Genomic DNA, 21,833 nt, shown 5'->3' with positions numbered 1-21,833 from the left:
ATTACCCATAATGTAAAAAAAGTATTAAATTAGTGTATGGATATATTCAGTTTCACTACCCACTTCAGTGATGAACAATCATGCAGAGAGCATTTTAAAGGAGAACGAGACAAGTTAGGAGTTATATGTCACCGTTGCGGTCATGATCAGCATTATTGGATAAAAAGCCGATGGAGCTATGAGTGTAAAGCTTGCCGAAGTAGAACTTCTTTACGTAGCGGCACGATCATGCAAGACTCTAACCTTTCTTTTCTGGTTTGGTACAAAACAATGTTTTTAATGAGTGTTACCAAAAAAGGTTTTTCCAGCAAGGAGATTCAGAAGCAATTGGGATTGAAACGATATGAGCCCGTATGGGCAATGGTTCATAAACTGAGAAAAGCCATGGGAAATCGAGATTCCAGATACACTTTAGAGGGAATGATTGAGATGGATGAGGGCTATTTTACAGTGGAATCAACTGAGATCGAGAAGAATAAAGGGAAAAGAGGTAGAGGAGCGGCAGGAAAACAAAATGTAGCAGTAATGGCTGAATCTACTCCTTTAGAAGACTTGGAAACAGGAAAAAAAGAACGCCAATGTCGTTATTTCAAAGCTAAAGTACTTAAAGGCCACAGTTCACAGGAAGTAGATCATGTATTACAATCATCCATTGATGAACAAAGTATTGTTTTTTCAGACCAAAGCACTTCCTATGTTAACATTGCTGATTATATAGAGCTTCACATTACTGAGAAATCTAATAAGCAAACCACTAACGAGACACTTAAATGGGTGCATATCACCATTAGCAATGCCAAAAGAACATTTCTAGGGAACTACCATAAGATTAAAGGAAAGTACCTTCAATTGTATCTCGATGAGTTTGTTTACAAACTCAATAGACGATACTTTGGTGATAAGCTCTTTGATAGGCTCGTTATAGCTAACATTACAGCATATGACTAATTACGGATAATCATAAATAGAATTATCTAATTCCTTATTTATTTCTTCTCCAAAATGAATTCTTTTACTTCTTATAGTAGTTTCGATTTCTCTGAAAGATTGTACAGGTTCTTTTAACTCATTAGAAACAATAGCAAAAAACTGATCTTTTGTTTCATTAAGTGCATCTAACTGATCTCTCTCAACAGTTATATCCTCTTTTTCTTTTGCAAGTACATTTTGAATAGTCCTAGCTCTTCGATTTTTTCGGTATAACATAAAAGCACCCCCTACACTACCAACTATCACCAAACTCAAAACAGACAATAAAAGAGTGTTACTTTTTCCCTCAGATCTCAATAACTCTACTTCATTTTCCTTTTGATCTACCTCATACTCAGTGAGAAGATCAGCCATAGCGTTAATTACGGTTTCATTTACCAAAGTATCTTTCAATGCATAATACTCTTGCTGATAAGCATAGGCCTTTTTATGATCTTGTAAATTGGAATATAATTCAGCCAATTTTCGACTGGCATCTCTTCTCTGCTCTCTAAGCCCTTCTTCCTTAGCAATAGTATAACTATGCTTCGCGTACTCTAATGCCTTATCATAATTACTTCCTTTTTCATATATATTAGCCAAGGCTATATCATATACCGCTATAGGATAATTATCACCAAATGCTTCCAGCAAATTAATAGCATCCTCCAAATACGTTTTAGCAAGGTTATCCTCACCTTGTTGCTCATATATAAGACCTATATTCCCCATATTGTATGCTATTCCTAATTGATATGTTTGAGCCTTAGAGATCCTTGAAGACTGATTAAAATAGGACAATGCAGAATCCAATTGGTTATTGATTCTATAACACTCCCCAATATTTAACATGACAGCGGCAAGCTTAATCTGATCTACTTCCTCTTCATCCTCTATTAGTCGCATTGATTTATTGTAATATTCAATAGCTCTTGGGTAATCACCCTGAACCCGGTATACCATAGCTATGGCATTAGATGATACAGCTACATAAGACGACTTCCCTAATTTATGAGCATAATCAAGACTTTTTAAAAGTACCTCTAATGCTTCATTTAAATTTCCTTTTAATTTGTAAGCGTACCCTAAATGTAAATATGCATTATGAAGCCAGTAATCCCTAGAAGGTGTCGATTCTGACACCAAATCAATAGACATCAATGCATACTTAATAGTCTCATCAGCGGTAGGGTGATTAGCATAAATACACCTAAACAACTTTAATTTGGTATTCTCTGATAAACCTTGATGGGTATTTAATATTTGTATAGCACTATCTGCTTTAGCGAGATCTTGGCTATAGCCATAATTATAAAAAAAAAGACCACAAATAAATATGGCCCGGGCTATTACTTTAATCATGGTATGTATTCATTTAAGGATCTAATTCAATATTGAATAGGCGGGTTAATTGTTATAGGCGGGTAGATAGACAGTAAAAATACTTCCTTTATGCTCTTCACTTTTTACAGTAACTTTCCCTCCATTAAGTTCTGTAAATTGATAAACTAATTGTAAACCAAGACCTAACCCTTTCTCTCCTTGTGTTCCCCAAGAGCGTTTATTGCCATCAAGTTTAAAAAGTTTATCTAGCTTATCTTTTGAAATACCTATTCCAGTATCTTCCACAGATATAGCTACCATTCCATTAGTTCGCTCTGCGGTAAGCTTAATCTTACCTCCATCCGGAGTGAATTTAAGTGCGTTATTAAGGATATTTCTCAGTATAGTGTTCAGGCAATTCATATCTACATTCAGCGCCAAATCTTCATGGAAGTCAGCGGTTAATTCTATTTCTTTAGCGCGAGCCATGTTATGAAATAGTTTAAATAAATCGTCTGTTAATTTATGAAGCTCAACCTTTTCTGGTTTTACAGGTATGTTGCCCTGCTGAGCTACAGCCCAGTCTAGCAAGTCATCCAGTAAGCTAGAAAGTTGATTTACGGAATTATCAAAATGAGTATTCAGCTCTTTTAAATCATCAATATTTTCCTCTTCAACCAGTATTTTTATAAGGCGACTCATGCCCTTAAAAGCATGTACGGGTCCTCTGAGGTCATGGGAAATAATGGAAAAGAACCGGTCTTTGGTTCTATTTAATTCATCCAGCTGATCGCGCTGTGTTTCAATTTCTTCTTTTTGTTCTTTAAGTAAGTTATTGGCTTGTCTTCTATGTTTGTTGTTTTTGTATAAAAGAAAGGCCACAATGCCTACCAAAGCCGCCACTACGCCAAGTGCCACCGCCACTATACTTTGCCTTCTTTTCTCGGACTCCAACAGATCTACTTCTGCCTGCTTCTGATTCACTTCATACTCCGTCCGCATATCCGCCATTTTACGGATAGTTTCCTGATCTACCACACTATCCTTGTAAGCAAAATATTTACCTTGGTAATCAAACGCTCGCTGGTAATCTCCTAATTCAGCATAAATTTCAGATAGTTTTTGACTAGCATCCCTCACTTGCTCCTTAAAGCCTTCTTGTATAGCTACATCAAAACTACTTTGAGCGTATTCTAAGGCTTTTTTGTACTCTCCTCGATCTTTGTAGATATCTGCCATGGAGATGTTATAGACTGCTACTGGGTATTTGTCTCCCAGCTGATTTAAAGTAGTTATGGCGTCTTGTAGATATAATTCAGCTGAATCATATTTTTCTTGTTGAGCATAAACCAATCCGATATTCCCCATATTATAAGCAATACCTATTTGATATTGCATTTCACTAAAAATAATCTTCGATTCATTTAAATAAATAAGAGCAGAATCAGGCATATTATTTAAACGGTATAGTTCACCAGTATTTAACAACGTAGTAGCCAAGTTCACACTATCCCCACCTTCTCTTAAGATATTAGTAGACGCTTTATAATATTTAATAGCAATCGGGTAATTATTCTGCATCCTATATACAGCTGCTATAGCATCTAAAACAAATGCTTTACGTTCACCGCCCTCTATTTTATCTGAATACTCTAATGCAAGGAGTAAAACTCGCAACGCTTCATTAAGATCCCCCTTCAATTTATAAGAATACCCCATAGATATGTAGGTTGTATAAAACCATTTATACTGGTTGTTCTTCTCCGCCAAATCCAGAGCAAGTATAGCATACTCCAATTGAACATCTGGATTTGGACTCTGAGTGAAAATTCCTTTTAATATTTTGAACTGTATAGAATCATTCTCCTCAAATATCTGCTGCCTATATAAGGATATAAGACTATCTGCTACAGTTAAGTTCTGAGCATTTACAATTCCATTAAAAAAAAGGCCTATAAATAAATAGGCCAATATAATCTTCAGTTTACACATACATATTTAATCAGGAAGTCTCATTCTTAACTCTGGATCAAAATAAAATTTTTCCCCATTACACTTAGAGTTACCATTAATTTTAAAATAGAAGCCATAACTAGCAGAAGTACCAGCATCTAATTCAGCCACTTCACCAGTCCAAGATTTACTTCCTCTATCTTGAGTTGGTAAATCTTTAAAGAAATCCTGACAGCCTTTACTATCATCAAAACTTGCGAGCTCCACTTCATCATCATTATTAATTGATGATGGCTTCCAGGTAACTAAGCCCTCTGGTGCAACATTAGTAATCAGGTTCACTGTACCCTGATTACTATCAGGTGTGGGGTCATCATCTACCATATAAATAACAGGTTCAAAATTCCCTGATTCGTAATTTTGTATAGTAGCTGCTGTATCTACTATAACTAGAATGTGTACATCCGCATCCGTATTAGCCATGCTATAAACAGTTAAGGTTAAAAATTAAGTTTCTAGGGTTAATTTTAAGCAAAAAGCCCCACACTTCAAATTATAATGCTTATAAAAAAACATAGATCTTTATTATTTAACCATTATATACGTATAAGCGTATATTTCTTCAATATCATCCAATTAAAGCGATTTCATCTTTTACAAAAGATATCAATTCTTTAATATAAGATTTACTAAAATCAAATTTAATATTAGCAGCTTCATATACTTCTGGTATTGATCTGGTATAGCCTAATTTTAAGGCATTTATATATCCTTCAAGCCCTTTTTGGTTATCTTCTTTGAAATTTTTCCATACGGCTATAGCTCCTAATTGAGCCATTCCGTATTCAATATAGTAAAAAGGAACCTCATATAGGTGTAATTGCTTCTGCCATAAGAAATTTCTATTTCCCTCAAGTCCTTCCCAATCGGTAATGCTATCAGAGAAGTCTGCAAATATTTCATTCCAGGCAGTGGTTCTTTGCTCCTCGGTGTGAGTTGGGTTTTCATAGATCCAATGTTGGAACTTATCTATAGTAGCTACCCAGGGTAAGGTCTCTATTATTTGCTCCAGATGTTCCTTTTTAGCTCGTTTTAGATCTTCTTCATTATTAAAAAACAAATCCCAATGATCCATAGAAATGAGTTCCATACTCATAGAAGCTAATTCCGCTACTTCACTTGGGGCATGTTTAAAATCTGCCAATTCCAGATCTCTGGTAAGGAATGAATGCACGGCATGTCCACCTTCATGCAATATAGTAACCATGTCTCTAAGCGTAGAGGTGGCATTCATAAATATAAAAGGAACGCCTATTTCTGATAGAGGGTAATTATAACCTCCAGGAGATTTTCCTTTTCTGCTTTCAAGGTCTAAATGCCCCATTTCGTCCATTATCTCAAGGCATTCTCCCAAATAAGGATCCAATCTTTTGAAGCATTCAATAGTTTTATTGGTGAGGTCTTTACTTCCCTCAAAAGGCTTTAAGGCCTCTTTATTTTGAGGATCAACGGCTTTATCCCAAGGACGAAGCTGATCTACTCCTAACTGCTGTTTTCTTTCTTCTGCCAAGTCATTAAGCAAAGGCACCACTTCGGCTTTCACTGAGCTATGAAAATCGAAGCAATCTTGTGGCGTATAGTCGAAGCGCCCCATAGCCTTAAACATATAATCTCTGAAGTTAGAAAAGCCTGCATTATGAGCCACTTTATCTCTAAGCTGTATTAAAGTGGTAAATAAATCATTGAGTTTTTCCTTATCCTGCAGTCTTCTTTCGGCAATTTTATGATAAACCTCCTCGCGTTTGGCTCTGTCAGGAGATTGGAGAATAACACCGGCTTGCTGCAAAGTAAGCTCGTTACCCTCTACTTCCACAGTCATAGCCCCATTGATCTGTCCAAACTTCTGGGTTTCAGTCTGTATCTGAGTAAATACTTCGATATTCTCTTCTCTGAATATCTCAATATCTTTACGCAGACTGCGGATCATAATATCATAACCTTCTTCTGTTTCCAGCTCTTTAAGGAACGGGCTGTTTACTGCTTTCTGGTTTAATTTATCAGAGACAGGAGCTATTTTAGGCTCTATCTGCTGTACAAAATGATGAAAAGCCTGAGTATAATCGTCATTATCAGTATACCTGGTCATATTAATATATCTCCAGGCCATGTCTTCAGAAATGATAGCTTCTAATTCGCTTCTATCTTTAAACCAGTTTTTCAAATCTTCCTTACTATTGAGATCTCTTTCCAGCAGATCTTTAAAATAAGGCTCTAAACCTTCCCAATTTTCTACTTTAAAGTCTTCAGGCAAAAAAGTTCTTGGTTTTCTTTCTGGTATAATTATATCTCTACTCATTACTTTTCCTTTATCAATTAAAATTATTTAAGCAGTGATTATCCTACTTCAATCACTACATCATCAGTAAGCGGATGGCCCACACAGATCAGCACATAACCTTCTTCTACCTCAGCTTCAGAAAGTCCCTCCTCTTCATCCATTTTAATTTTTCCTGACAGGCATTTACACCTACAGGCCGTACAAAGTCCACTTTGGCAGCTAAACGGAAGGTCTATTCCCAAATCAAGTGCCTTCTCCAAAATAGTTGTGGTCGGTTCCACTTCAAACTTATGCTCCTCTCCTGAGTACATTACTGTCACTTCTCTGGTTACAATCTCACCATTAGCCGTTTCAGTAGATTTTTCTGCTTTATCCAAAGTACCGGAAACAAAGCTTTCTTTAAATATTTTCGATTTATCTATTTTCTGTTCAGCCAGAATATCAAGCACATTCTGCATCATACCTTCAGGACCACACATGAGGTAAGTGGTCTTTTCTTCACCCCACTGAGGTATTCTTTCGAATATTTTCAAAAGCATATCGTGAGTTAATAGTCCTGAGTGGCCTTGCCAGTTCATAGGAGCATCATCTAACACATGAATCACGTTTAAACGTCCTTCATGCTCAGCCTCCATCTGTTCCAGCGTTTCTTTAAAAATCACGCTATCCAAGTTACGATTGCAATAGATCAAAGAAATAATGCTATCAGGCTCCTGATTAAGCAATGATTTGGCGATAGAAATGATAGGTGTAATGCCACTCCCACCGGCAAACATGACCACATGTCTCTTGTTGGTAGACACATACTCGGTGGTGAAGGTACCCATAGGCTCCATGATTTTGATCGTATCTCCTGCTTTCAGGTTATCAGGAAGCCAGTTAGACACCAAGCCATTGTCTACCCTTTTTACGGTAACTGCCGGTTTATCATCTACAAAAGGTGATGAGCACAAAGAATATGATCTTCGTACTTCTTTACCATCAATAGGTAAAATCAGTGTTAAAAACTGGCCTGATTTATAATTAAAATTCCCTTCAGGAGCATCGAAAACAATAGTTATTGCATCCTTAGTTTCCTGAATAATATTATTTACGGTAAGATCTAAATATCTACTACTGCTAGTTGCAGGCTTACCTGATGATTTATCCTTTTTTTTGTTTCTTTTAAAAAAACTAAATGCCATTGTAACAATTTTAAATCAAATATTAAGAATGCTCTATTTCACCCACAGAGCAGCAGACTGTTATGTTTTTGAATAGTCTTAGCAAAGCTACACAAATTGCAAAAAAGCAAGATGATTAAATCTTCATTTCTTACCATCTACTAAAGGGTATTTTGTTAATTTTGCGCCTTCTTTAACAAAATACCAGCCATGGAATTAAATACACTTACAGCTCTTTCGCCTGTTGATGGAAGATACAGAAGACATACTTCAACCTTATCGCCTTACTTATCTGAGTATGGCCTTATCAAATATAGGGTATGGGTAGAAATTGAGTATTTTATCGCCTTGTGCAATGCAGGATTACCTCAATTAAAAGATTTTGATCAGTCTCTTTACAGTGATCTGAGAAATATTTACAAACGCTTTTCTGAAGAGGATGCACTGACCATCAAGGAAACTGAAAAAATCACTAACCATGATGTGAAAGCTGTAGAATATTTTATCAAAGAAAAATTTGACAGCCTGAATATCAGCGCTTACAAAGAGTTTATTCACTTTGGCCTTACTTCTCAAGACATTAATAATACGGCAATACCTATGTCTTTGAAGCATTCTTTAGAAGCAGTGGTACTTCCGTTAATATCTTCTATACATGACAAAATAAGTAGCTGTGCTGATCAGTGGAAGGACATTCCTATGCTTGCAAAAACCCATGGACAGCCGGCATCTCCTACCAGACTGGGCAAAGAATTCAGGGTTTTTTCTGAGCGTATTGGTAAGCAACTAGACTTATTAAAAACTATTCCTTCTGCTGCTAAATTTGGAGGGGCTACAGGTAATTTCAATGCTCACCATGTAGCTTATCCTGAAAATGACTGGATCAGTTTTGGAAATCATTTTGTAAAAGAACATTTAGGCTTAGAGCGCAGTCACCCAACTACGCAAATAGAGCATTATGATCATCTGGCTGCGTTGTTTGATAACCTGAAAAGAATCAATACTATTCTCATTGATTTCAGCAGAGACATTTGGCAATATGTTTCTTCTAACTATTTCAAACAAAAGATTAAAGCCGGAGAGGTAGGATCTTCTGCTATGCCACACAAGGTAAACCCTATTGATTTTGAAAACGCTGAAGGCAACCTTGGTATTGCTAATGCTGTTTTTGAGCACTTATCAGCAAAACTGCCTATCTCCAGATTACAAAGAGATCTTACTGACTCTACCGTACTAAGAAACATCAGTGTGCCTTTAGCACATACGCTTATTGCTTTAAAATCATTAGAAAAAGGCATTGGTAAGCTAGAATTAAACGAAGCTGCGCTTAAAGCGGATCTTAACGACAACTGGGCTGTGGTAGCAGAGGCTATTCAAACTATTTTGAGAAGAGAAGGCTATCCTAAGCCCTATGAAGCCTTAAAAGACCTCACCAGAACCAATGAGGCCATTACAGAAAAATCTATTAAAGACTTTATAGAAACCCTCAATGTAAGTGATGAAGTAAAAGCTGAATTAAGAGTAATTACTCCTTACAACTATACAGGAATGTAAATTCTAACTAACAGTAAACAAAAGCCACAGCATTACCTGCTGTGGCTTTTGTTATTTTAATGCAGTTTTAAGCTTATCAACCTGTAAAATCACCGGTTTGTTGCCTGCATTCTTTGCGCTTTTTCTTGAGCTTAAACTTCCATAATGGTCCATTTTTAAAAAAAATAGTGATTTTAGCTCCGAAGTTATGCCAAAAACGAGCGAACTCATTCAAATGCCCCGGCTGACCTTTGGGCTGCGCTATATACTCAAACCCCATAGCCGTAGTAACATCTTTCATACATTTATTGCCTAGCAGCAGACCTTTAGTATCAGTCTTTACTATACTTACCAACCTTTTCTTCTTATAATCTTTATCTCTTGGGCTATAAGTAGGATCAGTATTAGTAGTGCCTGTATCTCCAAAATTCAATTTTTCCTGGGCATGACCCCTGCCACCTACCAACCATAGCATAACACAAATGAAAAGCAGATACTTTTTCATGCCACAAATATAACCGAATTAATCTCTCATATCATTATTCATTTTCAGGAACATACAGCAGTTGGCTGTTTTGGAAATCATAAAGGGTTAATCTTCTTAGATTATAATAGGCAGACCAGAAAGATCTGAGCGCGCCGATATATGCTCTTTTGGCATCATCCTTTTCTGTAAGTGCTATATTGAGGTTAGTTATATCGATTTTACCAATAAGATATCGGTTTTGAGCGACCACATAACGCTCCTGAGCCACTTCATCAGATTTTTTAGTAATTTCCAGTTGGGTTCGCAGCACTTCAAACTGCCTTACCTGTGTTAATATCTCTTGCTCAAAATTTTGTTCATCTTGCACTATAGTATAATCTACCAGCCTTTGGTTAGCTAAAGCTGTTTGCATCCGCGCTTTATTTCTGCCCCAATCTATCAGCGGGATGTTAAAACTAATATTAGCACGTACCTGATTATTAGGATCAGTATACAACTGATCTACATAAGGACTAGCATTATTAGTACCATAAGAAGCTGTAAGGTCAGTCTGAAAACGCTCTGATCTTGCCTGAGCAACATCTCTTTGCGCCTCCATTTTTCGTCTTTCAAAAGCTACGAAATCCGCCCTGTTTTGTCGGGCGTAATCCAGCGCCTCTCCGTAGCTGATTTCAAAGGCAGGTACAGTTTCCGGCAAGAGTAAGGAAAAATTCTCTCCGCCCTGCAAACCAATAAAAGCGCGAAGTTGCAATCTGGAAGTTTCCATGTCCAGCCTAGCTTGTGCTACATCCTGCTTTGATCGAAGAAGCTGTAGCTCCACCTGCAACAACTTATCTTTTGAAGTGGTGCCAATGTTATACCTGCCTTGCTCTATTTTATAAATAGTATCATTATTAGCCTGATTAAATTGGGCTATTTGCAGGTTAATCTGAGCACTAAGAAAAGCAAAGAAATAATCTACGGCATCAGAAGAAATAGACTCCATCTCCTCTACATATTCTCGCTTAGACTCTTCAAACCTTAACGGCTCTGTTTTTTTATCCCATTTCAACTGATTGAACCCAAATAGAGGCTGCTCCAGCATTACATTAAATAATGTGGAATTATACTGAGTTAGATCCTGGTTATAATCTCTAAAATGATTGAGGTTAGAGTTTACCGAAACCGTACCACCAGTAAGGCTTATGGGTTGTTCTATACCCAGATTTACATAGGAATTAATCTGCTCTCTACTCTGAAAAACAATAGTACCATCATCTTGCCGGTTACTAAAATAATCCAGATTATAATCAGGTGCTGAACCGCTTAACCTTAGTTGAGGGTTATAGTTAGATCGATAATACCTATACTGCCAATATCTATTTTCCTTACGTGTTTCTGCTTGTTTAGAAGCAGGTGATTGAGACTTGGCTCGTGCTATAATTTCTTCAAGAGTGAAAGTCTCTACCTGAGCGTGTAAAGGCTGCAACACTACTAAAAAAACAATAATTAAAATATATCTCATGAAATTACTCATATCTTAATGATGAAATAGGATCTTGTTTGGCAGCTCTGCGGGCCGGGGCTATTCCGAATATTAGTCCTACGGTTGCTGCTACGCCAAAGGATAAAATAATAGAGGCAAAAGAAACAATAGTAGGAATCTCAGCCACTTGAGAAACAGTATAAGCCAGACTTACCCCTAAGATCACCCCTATGATGCCACCTGAAATACTAATCATGATTGATTCAAATAAAAACTGATTAACGATATCAGTTTTTTTGGCTCCCAGTGCCAGCCTTAAGCCTATCTCTTTGATTCTTTCTAAGACAGAGGCCAGCATAATATTCATAATACCTATGCCTCCCACTAAAAGTGAAATACCTGCAATAGCACCTAGCACATAATTAAAAATATCATTAGTCCGCTGCTGCTGCTTTAGTAGCAGTTCAGGAATCTCTACTTCAAAATCCACCACATCAAAATGCCTACGTTGCAGCATCCGGGAAAGCACATCTGCAGTTGCATTTAAAAGCTCGGTTTCATCTACCTGCACAGTAAGCCTATCTAGCTGATGATAATTAACCGTTTCAGATGATGTTCCCTCTTCGCTCTCACTATTTCCAATACCAAAACTTGACTGATTAGCCTGCTGAATCATAGACTGAGTGATCAGATCACGATTTCTGTAGCGGATAAGCACTGTCTGCAAAGGAGTATACACATCCATATTATAATCTCTAATGCCCAGATTGCTCATACTATGTTCGCTGATGATCCTTTCCTTAAGCACCCCTATGATAGTAAGCCAGTTATTACCACATTTAATGGTTTTACCGATAGGATCCTGAGTAGGAAAAAACCTGGACTTAATAGATTTACCTATCACACAAACCGGAGCACCCCGCAGCAAATGATCTTCATTGAACATTTTCCCTGCCTGTAACTCGAAATTGGTGATTTTAAAATAACTTGGCTCTACTCCTACAAGCTTGGTAGACCTTCTGATTCCATTTTTTATGATATAAGTCTCCAAAATAATCTCAGGACTAATTGTCTGCACCGAAGGAATAGCTTCCTTTATGGCGGCCACATCTCTCATGGTTAGTCCTGGGGAGAATTTAGATTTTTGTCCGTCACCTTCCCCTTCGCTAAGTTTCTCCTCCTTCTGCTTCACCACTGGTGAGATTACAATATTATTCACCCCTACCAGCTTAATCTGTTCCAGAATTTCTTCCTGTGCGCCATTACCTATAGCCAGCATAGCAATTACGGCTGCTACACCAAAAATTATCCCCAGAGCCGTTAGTATTGAGCGCACCTTATTAGCAATTACCGCCTCAAGCGCAATATGGAAATTGGCTAAAATTCGTTTATCTATATTCATAAACCTTTAGCTATTTACCTCTGGGGTTACTTCCGTTGTGCTGAGCTTTTCCCTCCGTAATATCTTCTGCTTCAGGTTTATTTCTTTTGCCATTCAACTCAGGCAGTAGCTGTACTTCACCTTCTTCGCTACCAGGCACAGAAATGTATATGCGATCGCCCTCTTCCAAGCCTGCCAAAATCATAGCATCTGTAGTATTAGTCTCACCCACTTGCACCTCTTGCTTTACTATATTGAGGCCTTCTTTTTTATAAACGTAAGTGATGGAGTCATCCTGATTATGCAGACTCTCGAGAGGAAAATGAAGCACCTCTGGCACATGTTTAGTAATGATGGTATTGCTGGTAGTCATAGATGGCAACAGCAACGGATCATAACCATCAATCTCTACATTAACCTGAAATACTTTTGCATCAGAATTAGGCTTTTGCTCGCCCACATTTGCAATGCTTATCACCTTACCAGTTAATTCCTTTTCAGGAAAAGCATCTAAACCAATCTGCACCTTCTGACCTACTTTCACCTTTCGTACATCTACCTCATTCACATAGGTTTTTGATAGCATCACTGATAAATCTGGCAATGTGGCCACCACAGGATCCCAGGCACTAATCTGAGAACCTTCTTTAATAGGCTTACCATCCCACCCTTTCCGATAGATCAGCATACCATCTTCTGGAGCTTTAATTTGAAAAGCATTGCTTAGCTCTAAAAGATCATCTAGCTCTCGCTTGGCCTTATTAAGTTTACCAGCAGATATCCTCATTTTAGTGGCATTCTGCTTCAGCTTAATTTTATAGTTCTCTTTAGCCTGATCATAAGCTCTTTTTGATTTATCAACGGAAATTTGCGCCTGTTTTATGGTGGCTGGTGGCTCGTACTGAGATTGTTCCAACACTATTTTTTTCTCCTCTACATCGTATTTAAGGTTAATTAGCTCATCTCTGGCTTGCCTCATCTCCAGGGTCGTATCTAACTTCATCTGCGTGTATTCAGACTCCCGGGTATCCAGGTCAGCCTGTACATCGGTAATTCTACCTCTAAGCTCAGAAGGGTCCAAAGTAGCAATCCAGGCTCCTTTTTTCACCTCTGTGCCTTCCTCCGCTATACTTTGAATATTTACCTGAAAAATGCCGAAATTCCGTAAACCAGATGGCCCTAGAATCTCAACCGAATTTTTGGCCTCTAACTCGCCAGTAGTAATAATTTTAACTTCAAAATCTCCTCTTTCTACAGTAGCCATAAGCTGTGAATCTGTAGCGCTTCCCTCTCCAAACACTAAAAAATAAACAATTAAAAGTGCCACGATGGCACCTCCAATGATTAAGATCTTTTTCATATGAAAGAATGGTATAGGTATTAAATTAATTTAGATTAACATAAAAGGATAGTTATATTACTTTAAAATCAGTAGACATAAATTATCACTTAGTCAAACGTATCCGTTCAATATTATTGCGTAACAAATATATAATATAACTCCAAGCATTATAATCCGGCAATGTAGTGTAGTTACCTTACATAAAAAAATTATACTACATTGATGGCCTCATTAGAATTAAAAAAGCTGCTGTTTTAGTTATATTTGCCAGCCATTATGAAAAAACTTATCAGTTTCATCATCCGTTTTGTGCCTCGCACCGTGTTACAGAGAGTTAGTGTACCCGGCCTAAAAATAGTTGGACTTTTCCTTCGTGGTAATAATGTAACATGCCCCATTGTCAATAAAAGCTACAAGAAGTTTTTACCCTACGGCCGCATAAAGCCGAGGCCTAATGCCTTGTGTCCTGATTCCTTATCATTAGAAAGACACCGCCTTATTTGGCTTTTTCTTAAAGAGAAAACAGACTTTTTTAATAAGAAAATCCATTTCTTACACATTGCCCCTGAGCAGTGCTTTCTAAAACCCTTTGAAGCACAACACGGTGAGCAATACATTACAGCGGACTTAGTCTCGCCATTAGCCAAAGTAAAAATGGATGTTCATAATATTCCTTTTGATGATAACACCTTTGATGCCGCCATGTGCAACCACGTAATGGAGCATGTAGAAGATGATATTCAATCGATGAGCGAAATATGCCGAGTCCTAAAACCAGGTGGATGGGCCATTTTACAAGTGCCTTTTTTCTCACCAGTACCCGATGAAACTTTTGAAGATAAATCAATTACTAATCCCAGGGATCGTGAAAAAGCGTATGGGCAAGATGACCATGTAAGGCTTTATGGCAAAGACTATGCTGACAGACTGAGAAAAGCAGGCTTTGAGGTAGATGAAAACAAATTTGTTTATGAATTACCTGCCGAGCAAGTAAAAAGATACGCTTTACCCGCAAATGAAATCATATATTTCTGCAAGAAGCCATTGCTTAATAAGTAACTTTTAAGTCAAATTGAGGTCTCTCGAAATCTTTATTGTTTTGGATTGGGCGGTATTTTGGGCGCCTCAATGACAGTTGTATGAAAGCATAAGTAAGGAAACTCAGCTATGGAACATACAAACTAGATAATCCAAGTTGGCTGGTATTTGAAAAGTCTAACTACTCCTATTGAGGCTGGCCTCTATTTTTGACTTAATTTGCGCCATCCTTCCTGCAAAAAGCCAATACCGTAGGCAAACAATTGCGTAAAAGCCGCTCCTACACTAAGAACAGCGACGCTTAAATTCTTCTCTTTAAAAAGGCTATCTAAAAAGATGAGTCCAAAATAAAAAGTAACTAAGAATACGCCCAACAGAAACAAGTGAGTACTTATTATTGGAGTCAACCACAATAACATAAATCCCAAAGTAAACAAAACCGGGAACAGGTGTACAACTTTGATCTCTCCAGGATAAAACCTACTGATGTTTACTCGCGCTCTACCAAAAAAGTGAAGCTGTTTATAGAATTGCTTTAGGCTGGTTCTGCGTTTATGATAGACATAAGCCTCTTCAATCAGGCCGGTTTTAAAACCATTATCAATAATACGAATGCTAAATTCAATATCTTCTCCCATTCGGGTGATGATATAACCATTGGTTTTTTCGAATACTTCTTTAGAAATACCCATATTAAAACTTCTGGGATGAAAAGCCCCCATTCGCTTTTTACCACCTCTTATTCCCCCAGTAGTAAAGATGGACGTCATAGAGTAACTGATTGCCCTTTGGGTAGCCGTAAAGCTCTTAAGTGCACGATCAGGCCCTCCGTAGGCGTCTAACTTATGCTCTTGCAAGTAATTATTAACGGTTTCAAAGTAATGATCAGGAATAATACAGTCCGAATCAAAAACCACGAAATACTCGCCTTTAGCCCGTTCAAAGCCATAATTTCTACTGAATCCCTGGCCTGAATTTGGCTTAGATAAATAAGTGATGTCTAATTCTGAAGCATATTTACATACTTCAGCTTCACAATTATTAGTGGAGCCATCTTCTATGATCAACACTTCAAAATGGCTGTAGGTCTGTCTGGTTAGGCTCTCTAACAGTTCATCTACTTCATCCGGACGGTTATAAACGGGGATTATTACAGAAAAAAACATCTATTTATCGATTCCTATCTCCTCTACTACCAGATACTCATTAGATGACTGTGATTTCATAGCCATCATCTCAGCCAGGAAGCCGGTCAAAAACAGCTGAACACCTATAACCAGTGCCACTAATGCTAAAAAGAAAAGTGGCTGGGCAGTTACATCTCTTACAGGCAAATGATAATGCAGGCGATACAGTTTATCACCAATAATGAACATGGTAATGATAAGCCCTGCGAAAAAAGAAAGCGTGCCCAAGGTCCCGAAAAAGTGCATAGGCTTGCGCTTAAATTTAGAGACAAAAGTAATCGATAATAAATCTAACAGTCCTACCATACGGGTAAATCCAAATTTGGTATAACCATACTTTCTGGCTCTGTGCTCTACTACCTTTTCTCCTATTTTATAAAATCCATTCCACTTGGCTATTACTGGAATGTAGCGGTGCATTTCACCATAAATCTGAATATTTTTTACTACCCTGTTATGGTAAGCTTTTAGTCCACAGTTAAAATCATGGAGCTTAATACCCGAGATTATCCGGGTTATTCTATTGAAAAATTTTGAAGGAATAGTTTTACCTAGCGGATCATGACGCTTTTTCTTCCAGCCAGACACCATATGGTATTTCTCTGCTGTAATCATCTCATATAAGGCAGGAATTTCATCAGGGCTATCTTGCAGGTCTGCGTCCATGGAAATCACCACTTCACCTTTGGCCTTTTTAAAGCCTGTATTCAGGGCCGCTGATTTACCAAAATTACGATTAAAACGGATACCCTTTATATTCGGGTTGTTTTGAGATAGCTCACTGAGTACCTCCCAGGAAGTGTCAGAACTTCCGTCATCCACTAAAATAATTTCATAAGTAAAGCCGTGCGTTTGCATTACACGGCTTATCCAATTACATAATTCGGGCAGTGATTCTTCTTCATTATAAAGGGGGACCACTACTGAAATATTCAAATCATATGGCATAATTATACCTCAAGCTCTGGATTATTCTTCTTAGTAATAGCACTAATGACCAAAGATAAGACGTATTACTTAAATATCTTCAATCGGCTCGTTCTTCTTTACTATTAAGCCCGTAAGTAAGGCAAAAATTACCGAAAAAATAGAAGACATCCCAAATTGTTTCACAAAGCCAAATAAAGTAAACTGGCCTTCCATATTAGTTCTAGTTTCATCTATAGTTTTATCAATCTGTTCACTTGATGCTCCAAATTTCTCCATATATTCTGCACTCATCTTTACAGAAGCATCAATAACAACCTCTTTCAAATCAGGATCAATAACAAAGTAAAGTAAAACATTAAATATCGTCCCCATGAATGCTGACACTAGCATCATTATAAGGGTATTAACATAAGCAGCCTTAAAACTTAAAAAGCCCCCCACAGACTTGCGATACCTTATACCTATGATAACAACTAATATCAAGTTGACTACCATTATACCTAAACTCAACCAAATATTGGCCAAAAAGGCAGAGTCCACTAGATATATAAGCACAATTGCAACAATATTGATTGCACCTAAAACAACCCCGGATTTAAGCCCTGCAGAAACAGGTGATTCTACCTTTTGTTCTTGTAATTCCATATAAATTAGCTTTGATTATTTTAACCAAAATATAACGGATACGGCTAAATTCAAAACATATTAAACTGCAAGGCACTAATTAATGGTAAATGGTATTTTAGGCTACTTAGAAAACCTATTTTCCGTTCTACGCATAATGATGGAAATAATGATAGTTATAGGAAAGCCTATGAAAAGACTTTTCCCCAGGTAATCAAAAAATACCACAGCAGAAGTGGCATTACGCATTTCTTCTATCTGCTCATTAAACTGTGCTTCTGTGATGGTAATTTCCTCACCATGAATAAGTTGCTCCTTATTAAGCATCATGCCATTAATGGTTCCCTCAATATATGTAGTGAGAAAATGAGGCACAACCTGGCAAAGTATAACTAACCCTAACCCCACCAGTAAGCCGATGACCAGGTATACAATAAAACCTATTATCATGCCCTGCCAAAAGTTGAGCATCTGGTTATTATAATAGTCTTTAAACTCCTTTAAGGCAAAGAATATGAATACCGCAAAAAGCAATATCCTAAAATCCAGATGTGGCGGAATTAATAAGGGATGGCGATTAATAAAATAAAGCACCAAAATAACTACCATTCCCAACAATGCTCCAAACAGGCCAAACTTCAATGGCACTTTAACTATAGGTTTCATTCCTTAAATTACGATTACTATCTTCTTATTAATTACTTGATCTCGAGATTACTGCTTATGGATATGGCTCTTCCCATTATTAAAAGTAGCCATAGCCTTCCCTTTTATGGTTTTATTCCAATAAGGTGAGTTTTCAGACTTAGAAAAGTTAGACTTATACTCTAGTTTCCATTCATAATCAGGAGAAAACAAGGTTAGGTTAGCTGCTTTACCTTCTTCAATTACAGGATTTTCAAGCCCTAAAATTCTTCTGGGAGCGGCAGTGACTTTTTCTATTAAGGCTTCTATTTCCACATCTTTAGCTAAAGTAGCTATGTTATGCGCGACCGTTTGCAAACTGTTAATACCGAAATCAGACAGATCGAATTCCAGTTTTTTACTGTCTTCATCTTGTGGGTTGTGAGCAGAAACTATGACATCAATTACACCTTCTTTAAGTGCCTTTAATAAGGCCTTATTTTCCTTTGCTGTTCTGAAAGGAGGGTTTACCTTAAGGTTAGTATCAAAGGCCATTAAATCTTCATCATCAAAATCAAGCTGGTAGGCTGACATATCACAAGTTACCTGTAAGCCCTTTTTCTTAGCCTCTTTGATCAGGCTTACAGATTTGGCTGAAGAAATATTAGAGAAGTGTAACTTACCACCCGCATATGCCAGCAGCTCCAAATCACGCTGTACAATCAACTCTTCTGACAAGGTAGGCATGCCTTTCATACCTAACTGGGTACTGCTTACCCCTTCATTCATCACCCCAAACATATTCAAATGAACATCTTCAGGTCTATTGATGAGCACTCCGTCAAACTTCTGCAAATACTGTAATGATTTCAGCAAAATATCAGTATGCCATATAGGGCGCAGACCATCAGAAAAAGCGATGGCTCCGGCAGCCTGCAGGTCTATCATCTCCGTAAGCTCCTCACCTTTACAATCTAGCGTTACCGCAGCTATCGGGTATAGCTGAGTGAGTGTCTCCTGATTGTTAGACTTCAGGTATTTAACATCGTTTTTCCCCTGAGTTACCGGCTTGTTGTTAGGCAACAAAGCCACCCCGGTAAAACCGCCGGCTGCTGCAGTAGCTGCACCGGAAAGCAAGTCTTCTTTATGCTCATGTCCAGGATCAGCAAATACCGCCTGGAGATCAAACCAACCAGCACTCAAGATCATTCCCTGGGCTTCTATTGTCTCGTCAGAGTTAGGTGTATCATCACCTATATACGCTATCTTCCCATCAATTACTTGTACGTTCACCTCTTTGCCATGATGAGATGATTCGTTATTTACTATTCGGGCAGATTTAATAAGTATACTCTTCATTCTTTTTTATTAAAAATGAAATTTTTATGGTAGAAATCTAATTAATAAAACCTCCACTAAGAGGCACAGCAGGGCCAATATTACGGCATATTTCCATAAAGACTGGCCTATATATTTTTTTTCTAATTCTCCTCTAAACTGGTCGTTATTATCTACGCTGAGCATAGAAACATCGCCATCAAACACTTTTTGTAATTCATCCTGTTCCATTTGCCTTAAATCAGACTCAGCCGGAGAATTATTAAATGCTAATGAAGTGATTTTTCTTCCTTGAAAGGTAAGATCATAAAACCCTGATGATAAAGAGAACTTAGGAGCTTCCAGATACGCTACATTACCACTGATACGCTGGATAGGAATCATTTCTTCACCGTCGCGAACCAGTTTAAAAACATCATCAGTGCTACTCAAAGTATCTGTTTTGAAAGTAAGTACTGGATTATCAATGAAATTATATAACCTGTTTTCTGTAGAAGCACTCTCCACGGCGGCTCGGTACATTACTGGCACAAAAAGGGCATGTGTTTGAAAATTAGTGTATTCCTCAGTAAAAGGAGAAGCGAAAATGTACACGCCTCCTCTGGTTCCCAGTCTGGATAAAAACGGCGTCCCACTTCTAAAGCGCATAAGTGCAGTACGATCATTACCCCATTGAATAATAGGAGAAGCCTCTGGCATTACTAGATTAGCATTTTCCTCTTCAAAAACATTTTCATAGAAGGGATCTTCAAAATCAGGTGAGGCCATAGCCATTTTGCTGATTGAGTCTGCTTTGCTTACCCTGCCCAACTGTTGCAGCTGGTGATAGCTGTTAATATCAGGGGTAGAAGAAGGAATAAAAACTACATGACCATAATTGCTGATATATTGATTCAGAGCCCCGACCAGTGAAGGGTCTAGCTGATCTATTTCATTTACTACCACCAAATCCGCTTCAGGAATAAGGTTGTAGTCCAGGTTAGAGTAGCTAAAGCTTTTAAAATTAAAGAGCTGCTCATTACCATACACATTTTCTATATTAGAGACCGCCTGATCGTTTTTGATCTCCAACACATCTACCTTCTGGCTACCATTTATGGTGAAGTAGAAGTCGTTATCAAAAGTAACAGGAAAATCTTCAAAGCTTATTCGGCATTTGTTATCACCTTCCAGGTCTATGGCCAGGTCAAAAGTAGTAGTGCTTTTACCGTTTGGCGAAAGGTCTACACTCGAAGTAGCCGATTGCACCTCATCTACATATACTTTTACTATCAGATCGCTCACTTCTTCAGTGCCTATATTTCTCAGCACCACATTAAGCTTCAGTTTCTCATCACCTATTAAAAAAGGATTGTCAAGATATACAGAGTCTACATAGACATTATTATGAGATGTGAAATTTAAAGGAATGAGGTTGACATGAAAGTTACTGTCATAAGCCATTGTCTCAGGTTTGCCGGAGGTAGAATTTTGAAAATCAGAGATCCAGAATATTTCATAAGATTGATCTTCATCCAAATCCAGCAAAAGCCGGTCTTTTACTTCTTCCCAGTTTCGGGTTATACCATTGAGTCTAATCTCGGTAGTGAGATCATTGATGTCTCCTTTACTCTTAAAGCTGTTAGAGTAACTATTAAAATCATTAGTTAGAATCTTATATTCATGTGATGCCGGGTATATATCAGCCAGCGTATTCACATAGCTTACCGCTTCATCAAAAGCCGAAATGCTTTCAGCCACTTCATTACTCATACTCAAAGAGTTATCTAAATAAATCAGAGTTTGGGTAGAAGCATCAGTATCTTCTTCTGAAGGGATAAACGGCTGAGCAAAAGCGATTACCAAAAAGAAGATAAAAGCCAATCTGCTGAGCAATATCAGGTAATGTTTAAGCTTTCGCTTGGCACTGCTAGCATCCTTTACCTTCTTTAAAAATCTGGTATTAGAGAAATATACCCTTTTAGTCTTTCTAAAATTGAATAAATGAATTATTACAGGTATAGCTAGCGCAAAAAGACCGTAGAGGAATTGTGGGTATATAAAATTCATCAGTTGCAAAAGTAGAAAAAATACGGAATGATCAGAGCTTTTGAGGGTGTGACTTTCAATCTTATCACGATTATATCAATAAAAAGTGA

18 protein-coding genes are annotated in these 21,833 nt (G+C 37.6%); 3 read left to right on the top strand and 15 right to left on the bottom strand.

Going from position 1 to position 21,833, the window contains the following annotated elements:
* Positions 1–36 precede the first annotated feature (36 nt).
* Complete coding sequence (locus LVD15_RS14435) at positions 37–948, top strand: IS1595 family transposase (RefSeq protein WP_233775934.1); 912 nt, start codon at positions 37–39, stop codon at positions 946–948.
* Here the strand turns inward: LVD15_RS14435 and LVD15_RS14430 are convergent, their stop codons facing one another.
* The 5 genes from LVD15_RS14430 to LVD15_RS14410 form a co-directional block, all read right to left on the bottom strand.
* Entirely contained in the window at positions 949–2,331 is a 1,383-nt protein-coding gene (locus tag LVD15_RS14430) for a tetratricopeptide repeat protein (RefSeq protein WP_233775933.1), read from the bottom strand. It lies immediately after the preceding gene.
* A gap of 45 nt (positions 2,332–2,376) precedes the next feature.
* Complete coding sequence (locus LVD15_RS14425) at positions 2,377–4,284, bottom strand: tetratricopeptide repeat-containing sensor histidine kinase (protein WP_233775932.1); 1,908 nt, start codon at positions 4,282–4,284, stop codon at positions 2,377–2,379.
* Between the two features lie 6 nt (positions 4,285–4,290).
* Positions 4,291–4,728 (bottom strand): DUF8788 domain-containing protein, encoded by a 438-nt coding sequence (locus LVD15_RS14420; protein WP_233775931.1) that lies wholly within the window; start codon positions 4,726–4,728, stop codon positions 4,291–4,293.
* A gap of 145 nt (positions 4,729–4,873) precedes the next feature.
* A complete protein-coding gene (locus tag LVD15_RS14415) occupies positions 4,874–6,601 on the bottom strand; it encodes a M3 family oligoendopeptidase (protein WP_233775930.1) in 1,728 nt (575 codons plus the stop codon).
* A 38-nt stretch (positions 6,602–6,639) separates the two neighbouring features.
* Positions 6,640–7,767 (bottom strand): ferredoxin--NADP reductase, encoded by a 1,128-nt coding sequence (locus LVD15_RS14410; RefSeq protein WP_233775929.1) that lies wholly within the window; start codon positions 7,765–7,767, stop codon positions 6,640–6,642.
* A 189-nt stretch (positions 7,768–7,956) separates the two neighbouring features.
* Between LVD15_RS14410 and purB the strand changes: the two genes are divergently transcribed.
* Positions 7,957–9,300 (top strand): adenylosuccinate lyase, encoded by a 1,344-nt coding sequence (gene purB, locus LVD15_RS14405; RefSeq protein WP_233775928.1) that lies wholly within the window; start codon positions 7,957–7,959, stop codon positions 9,298–9,300.
* A gap of 76 nt (positions 9,301–9,376) precedes the next feature.
* On the opposite strand, the gene LVD15_RS14400 is transcribed toward purB, so the two are convergent.
* The 4 genes from LVD15_RS14400 to LVD15_RS14385 are packed head-to-tail and all read right to left on the bottom strand — an operon-like array spanning position 9,377 to position 13,972.
* Positions 9,377–9,784, bottom strand: a complete 408-nt coding sequence (locus LVD15_RS14400) for a hypothetical protein (RefSeq protein ID WP_233775927.1) — start codon at positions 9,782–9,784, stop codon at positions 9,377–9,379.
* A gap of 34 nt (positions 9,785–9,818) precedes the next feature.
* A complete protein-coding gene (locus LVD15_RS14395) occupies positions 9,819–11,270 on the bottom strand; it encodes a TolC family protein (RefSeq protein WP_233775926.1) in 1,452 nt (483 codons plus the stop codon).
* A 4-nt stretch (positions 11,271–11,274) separates the two neighbouring features.
* On the bottom strand, positions 11,275–12,633 hold the full coding sequence (locus tag LVD15_RS14390; RefSeq protein ID WP_233775925.1) for an ABC transporter permease: 1,359 nt from the start codon (positions 12,631–12,633) through the stop codon (positions 11,275–11,277).
* Between the two features lie 10 nt (positions 12,634–12,643).
* The gene (locus LVD15_RS14385; protein ID WP_233775924.1) at positions 12,644–13,972 is read right to left on the bottom strand and encodes an efflux RND transporter periplasmic adaptor subunit; all 1,329 of its coding nucleotides are present in this window, start codon (positions 13,970–13,972) and stop codon (positions 12,644–12,646) included.
* Between the two features lie 258 nt (positions 13,973–14,230).
* Here LVD15_RS14385 and LVD15_RS14380 point away from each other — a divergent pair, with 258 nt between their 5' ends.
* Positions 14,231–15,013 carry a class I SAM-dependent methyltransferase gene (locus LVD15_RS14380; RefSeq protein ID WP_233775923.1) on the top strand — a complete coding sequence of 261 codons (783 nt, stop codon included), beginning with the start codon at positions 14,231–14,233 and terminating at the stop codon, positions 15,011–15,013.
* A gap of 182 nt (positions 15,014–15,195) precedes the next feature.
* Here the strand turns inward: LVD15_RS14380 and LVD15_RS14375 are convergent, their stop codons facing one another.
* From LVD15_RS14375 to LVD15_RS14350, 6 genes are all read right to left on the bottom strand, one after another.
* Positions 15,196–16,158: a glycosyltransferase family 2 protein gene (locus LVD15_RS14375; RefSeq protein WP_233775922.1), complete on the bottom strand. Its 963-nt coding sequence runs from the start codon at positions 16,156–16,158 to the stop codon at positions 15,196–15,198.
* The gene (locus LVD15_RS14370) at positions 16,159–17,127 is read right to left on the bottom strand and encodes a glycosyltransferase family 2 protein (protein ID WP_233775921.1); all 969 of its coding nucleotides are present in this window, start codon (positions 17,125–17,127) and stop codon (positions 16,159–16,161) included.
* A 69-nt stretch (positions 17,128–17,196) separates the two neighbouring features.
* On the bottom strand, positions 17,197–17,754 hold the full coding sequence (locus tag LVD15_RS14365) for a DUF4199 domain-containing protein (protein ID WP_233775920.1): 558 nt from the start codon (positions 17,752–17,754) through the stop codon (positions 17,197–17,199).
* Positions 17,755–17,856: 102 nt separating this feature from the next.
* Entirely contained in the window at positions 17,857–18,399 is a 543-nt protein-coding gene (locus LVD15_RS14360; protein ID WP_233775919.1) for a DUF4199 domain-containing protein, read from the bottom strand.
* A 48-nt stretch (positions 18,400–18,447) separates the two neighbouring features.
* Positions 18,448–19,716: a dihydroorotase gene (locus LVD15_RS14355; protein WP_233775918.1), complete on the bottom strand. Its 1,269-nt coding sequence runs from the start codon at positions 19,714–19,716 to the stop codon at positions 18,448–18,450.
* A gap of 24 nt (positions 19,717–19,740) precedes the next feature.
* Entirely contained in the window at positions 19,741–21,744 is a 2,004-nt protein-coding gene (locus tag LVD15_RS14350) for a BatA domain-containing protein (RefSeq protein ID WP_233775917.1), read from the bottom strand.
* Positions 21,745–21,833: the final 89 nt, after the last annotated feature.

The sequence above is a fragment of the Fulvivirga maritima genome (genome assembly GCF_021389955.1).
GTDB lineage: Bacteria > Bacteroidota > Bacteroidia > Cytophagales > Cyclobacteriaceae > Fulvivirga > Fulvivirga maritima.
The sequence above is the reverse complement of the archived record's forward strand: the minus strand, read 5'-3'. Positions and strand labels throughout refer to the sequence as shown.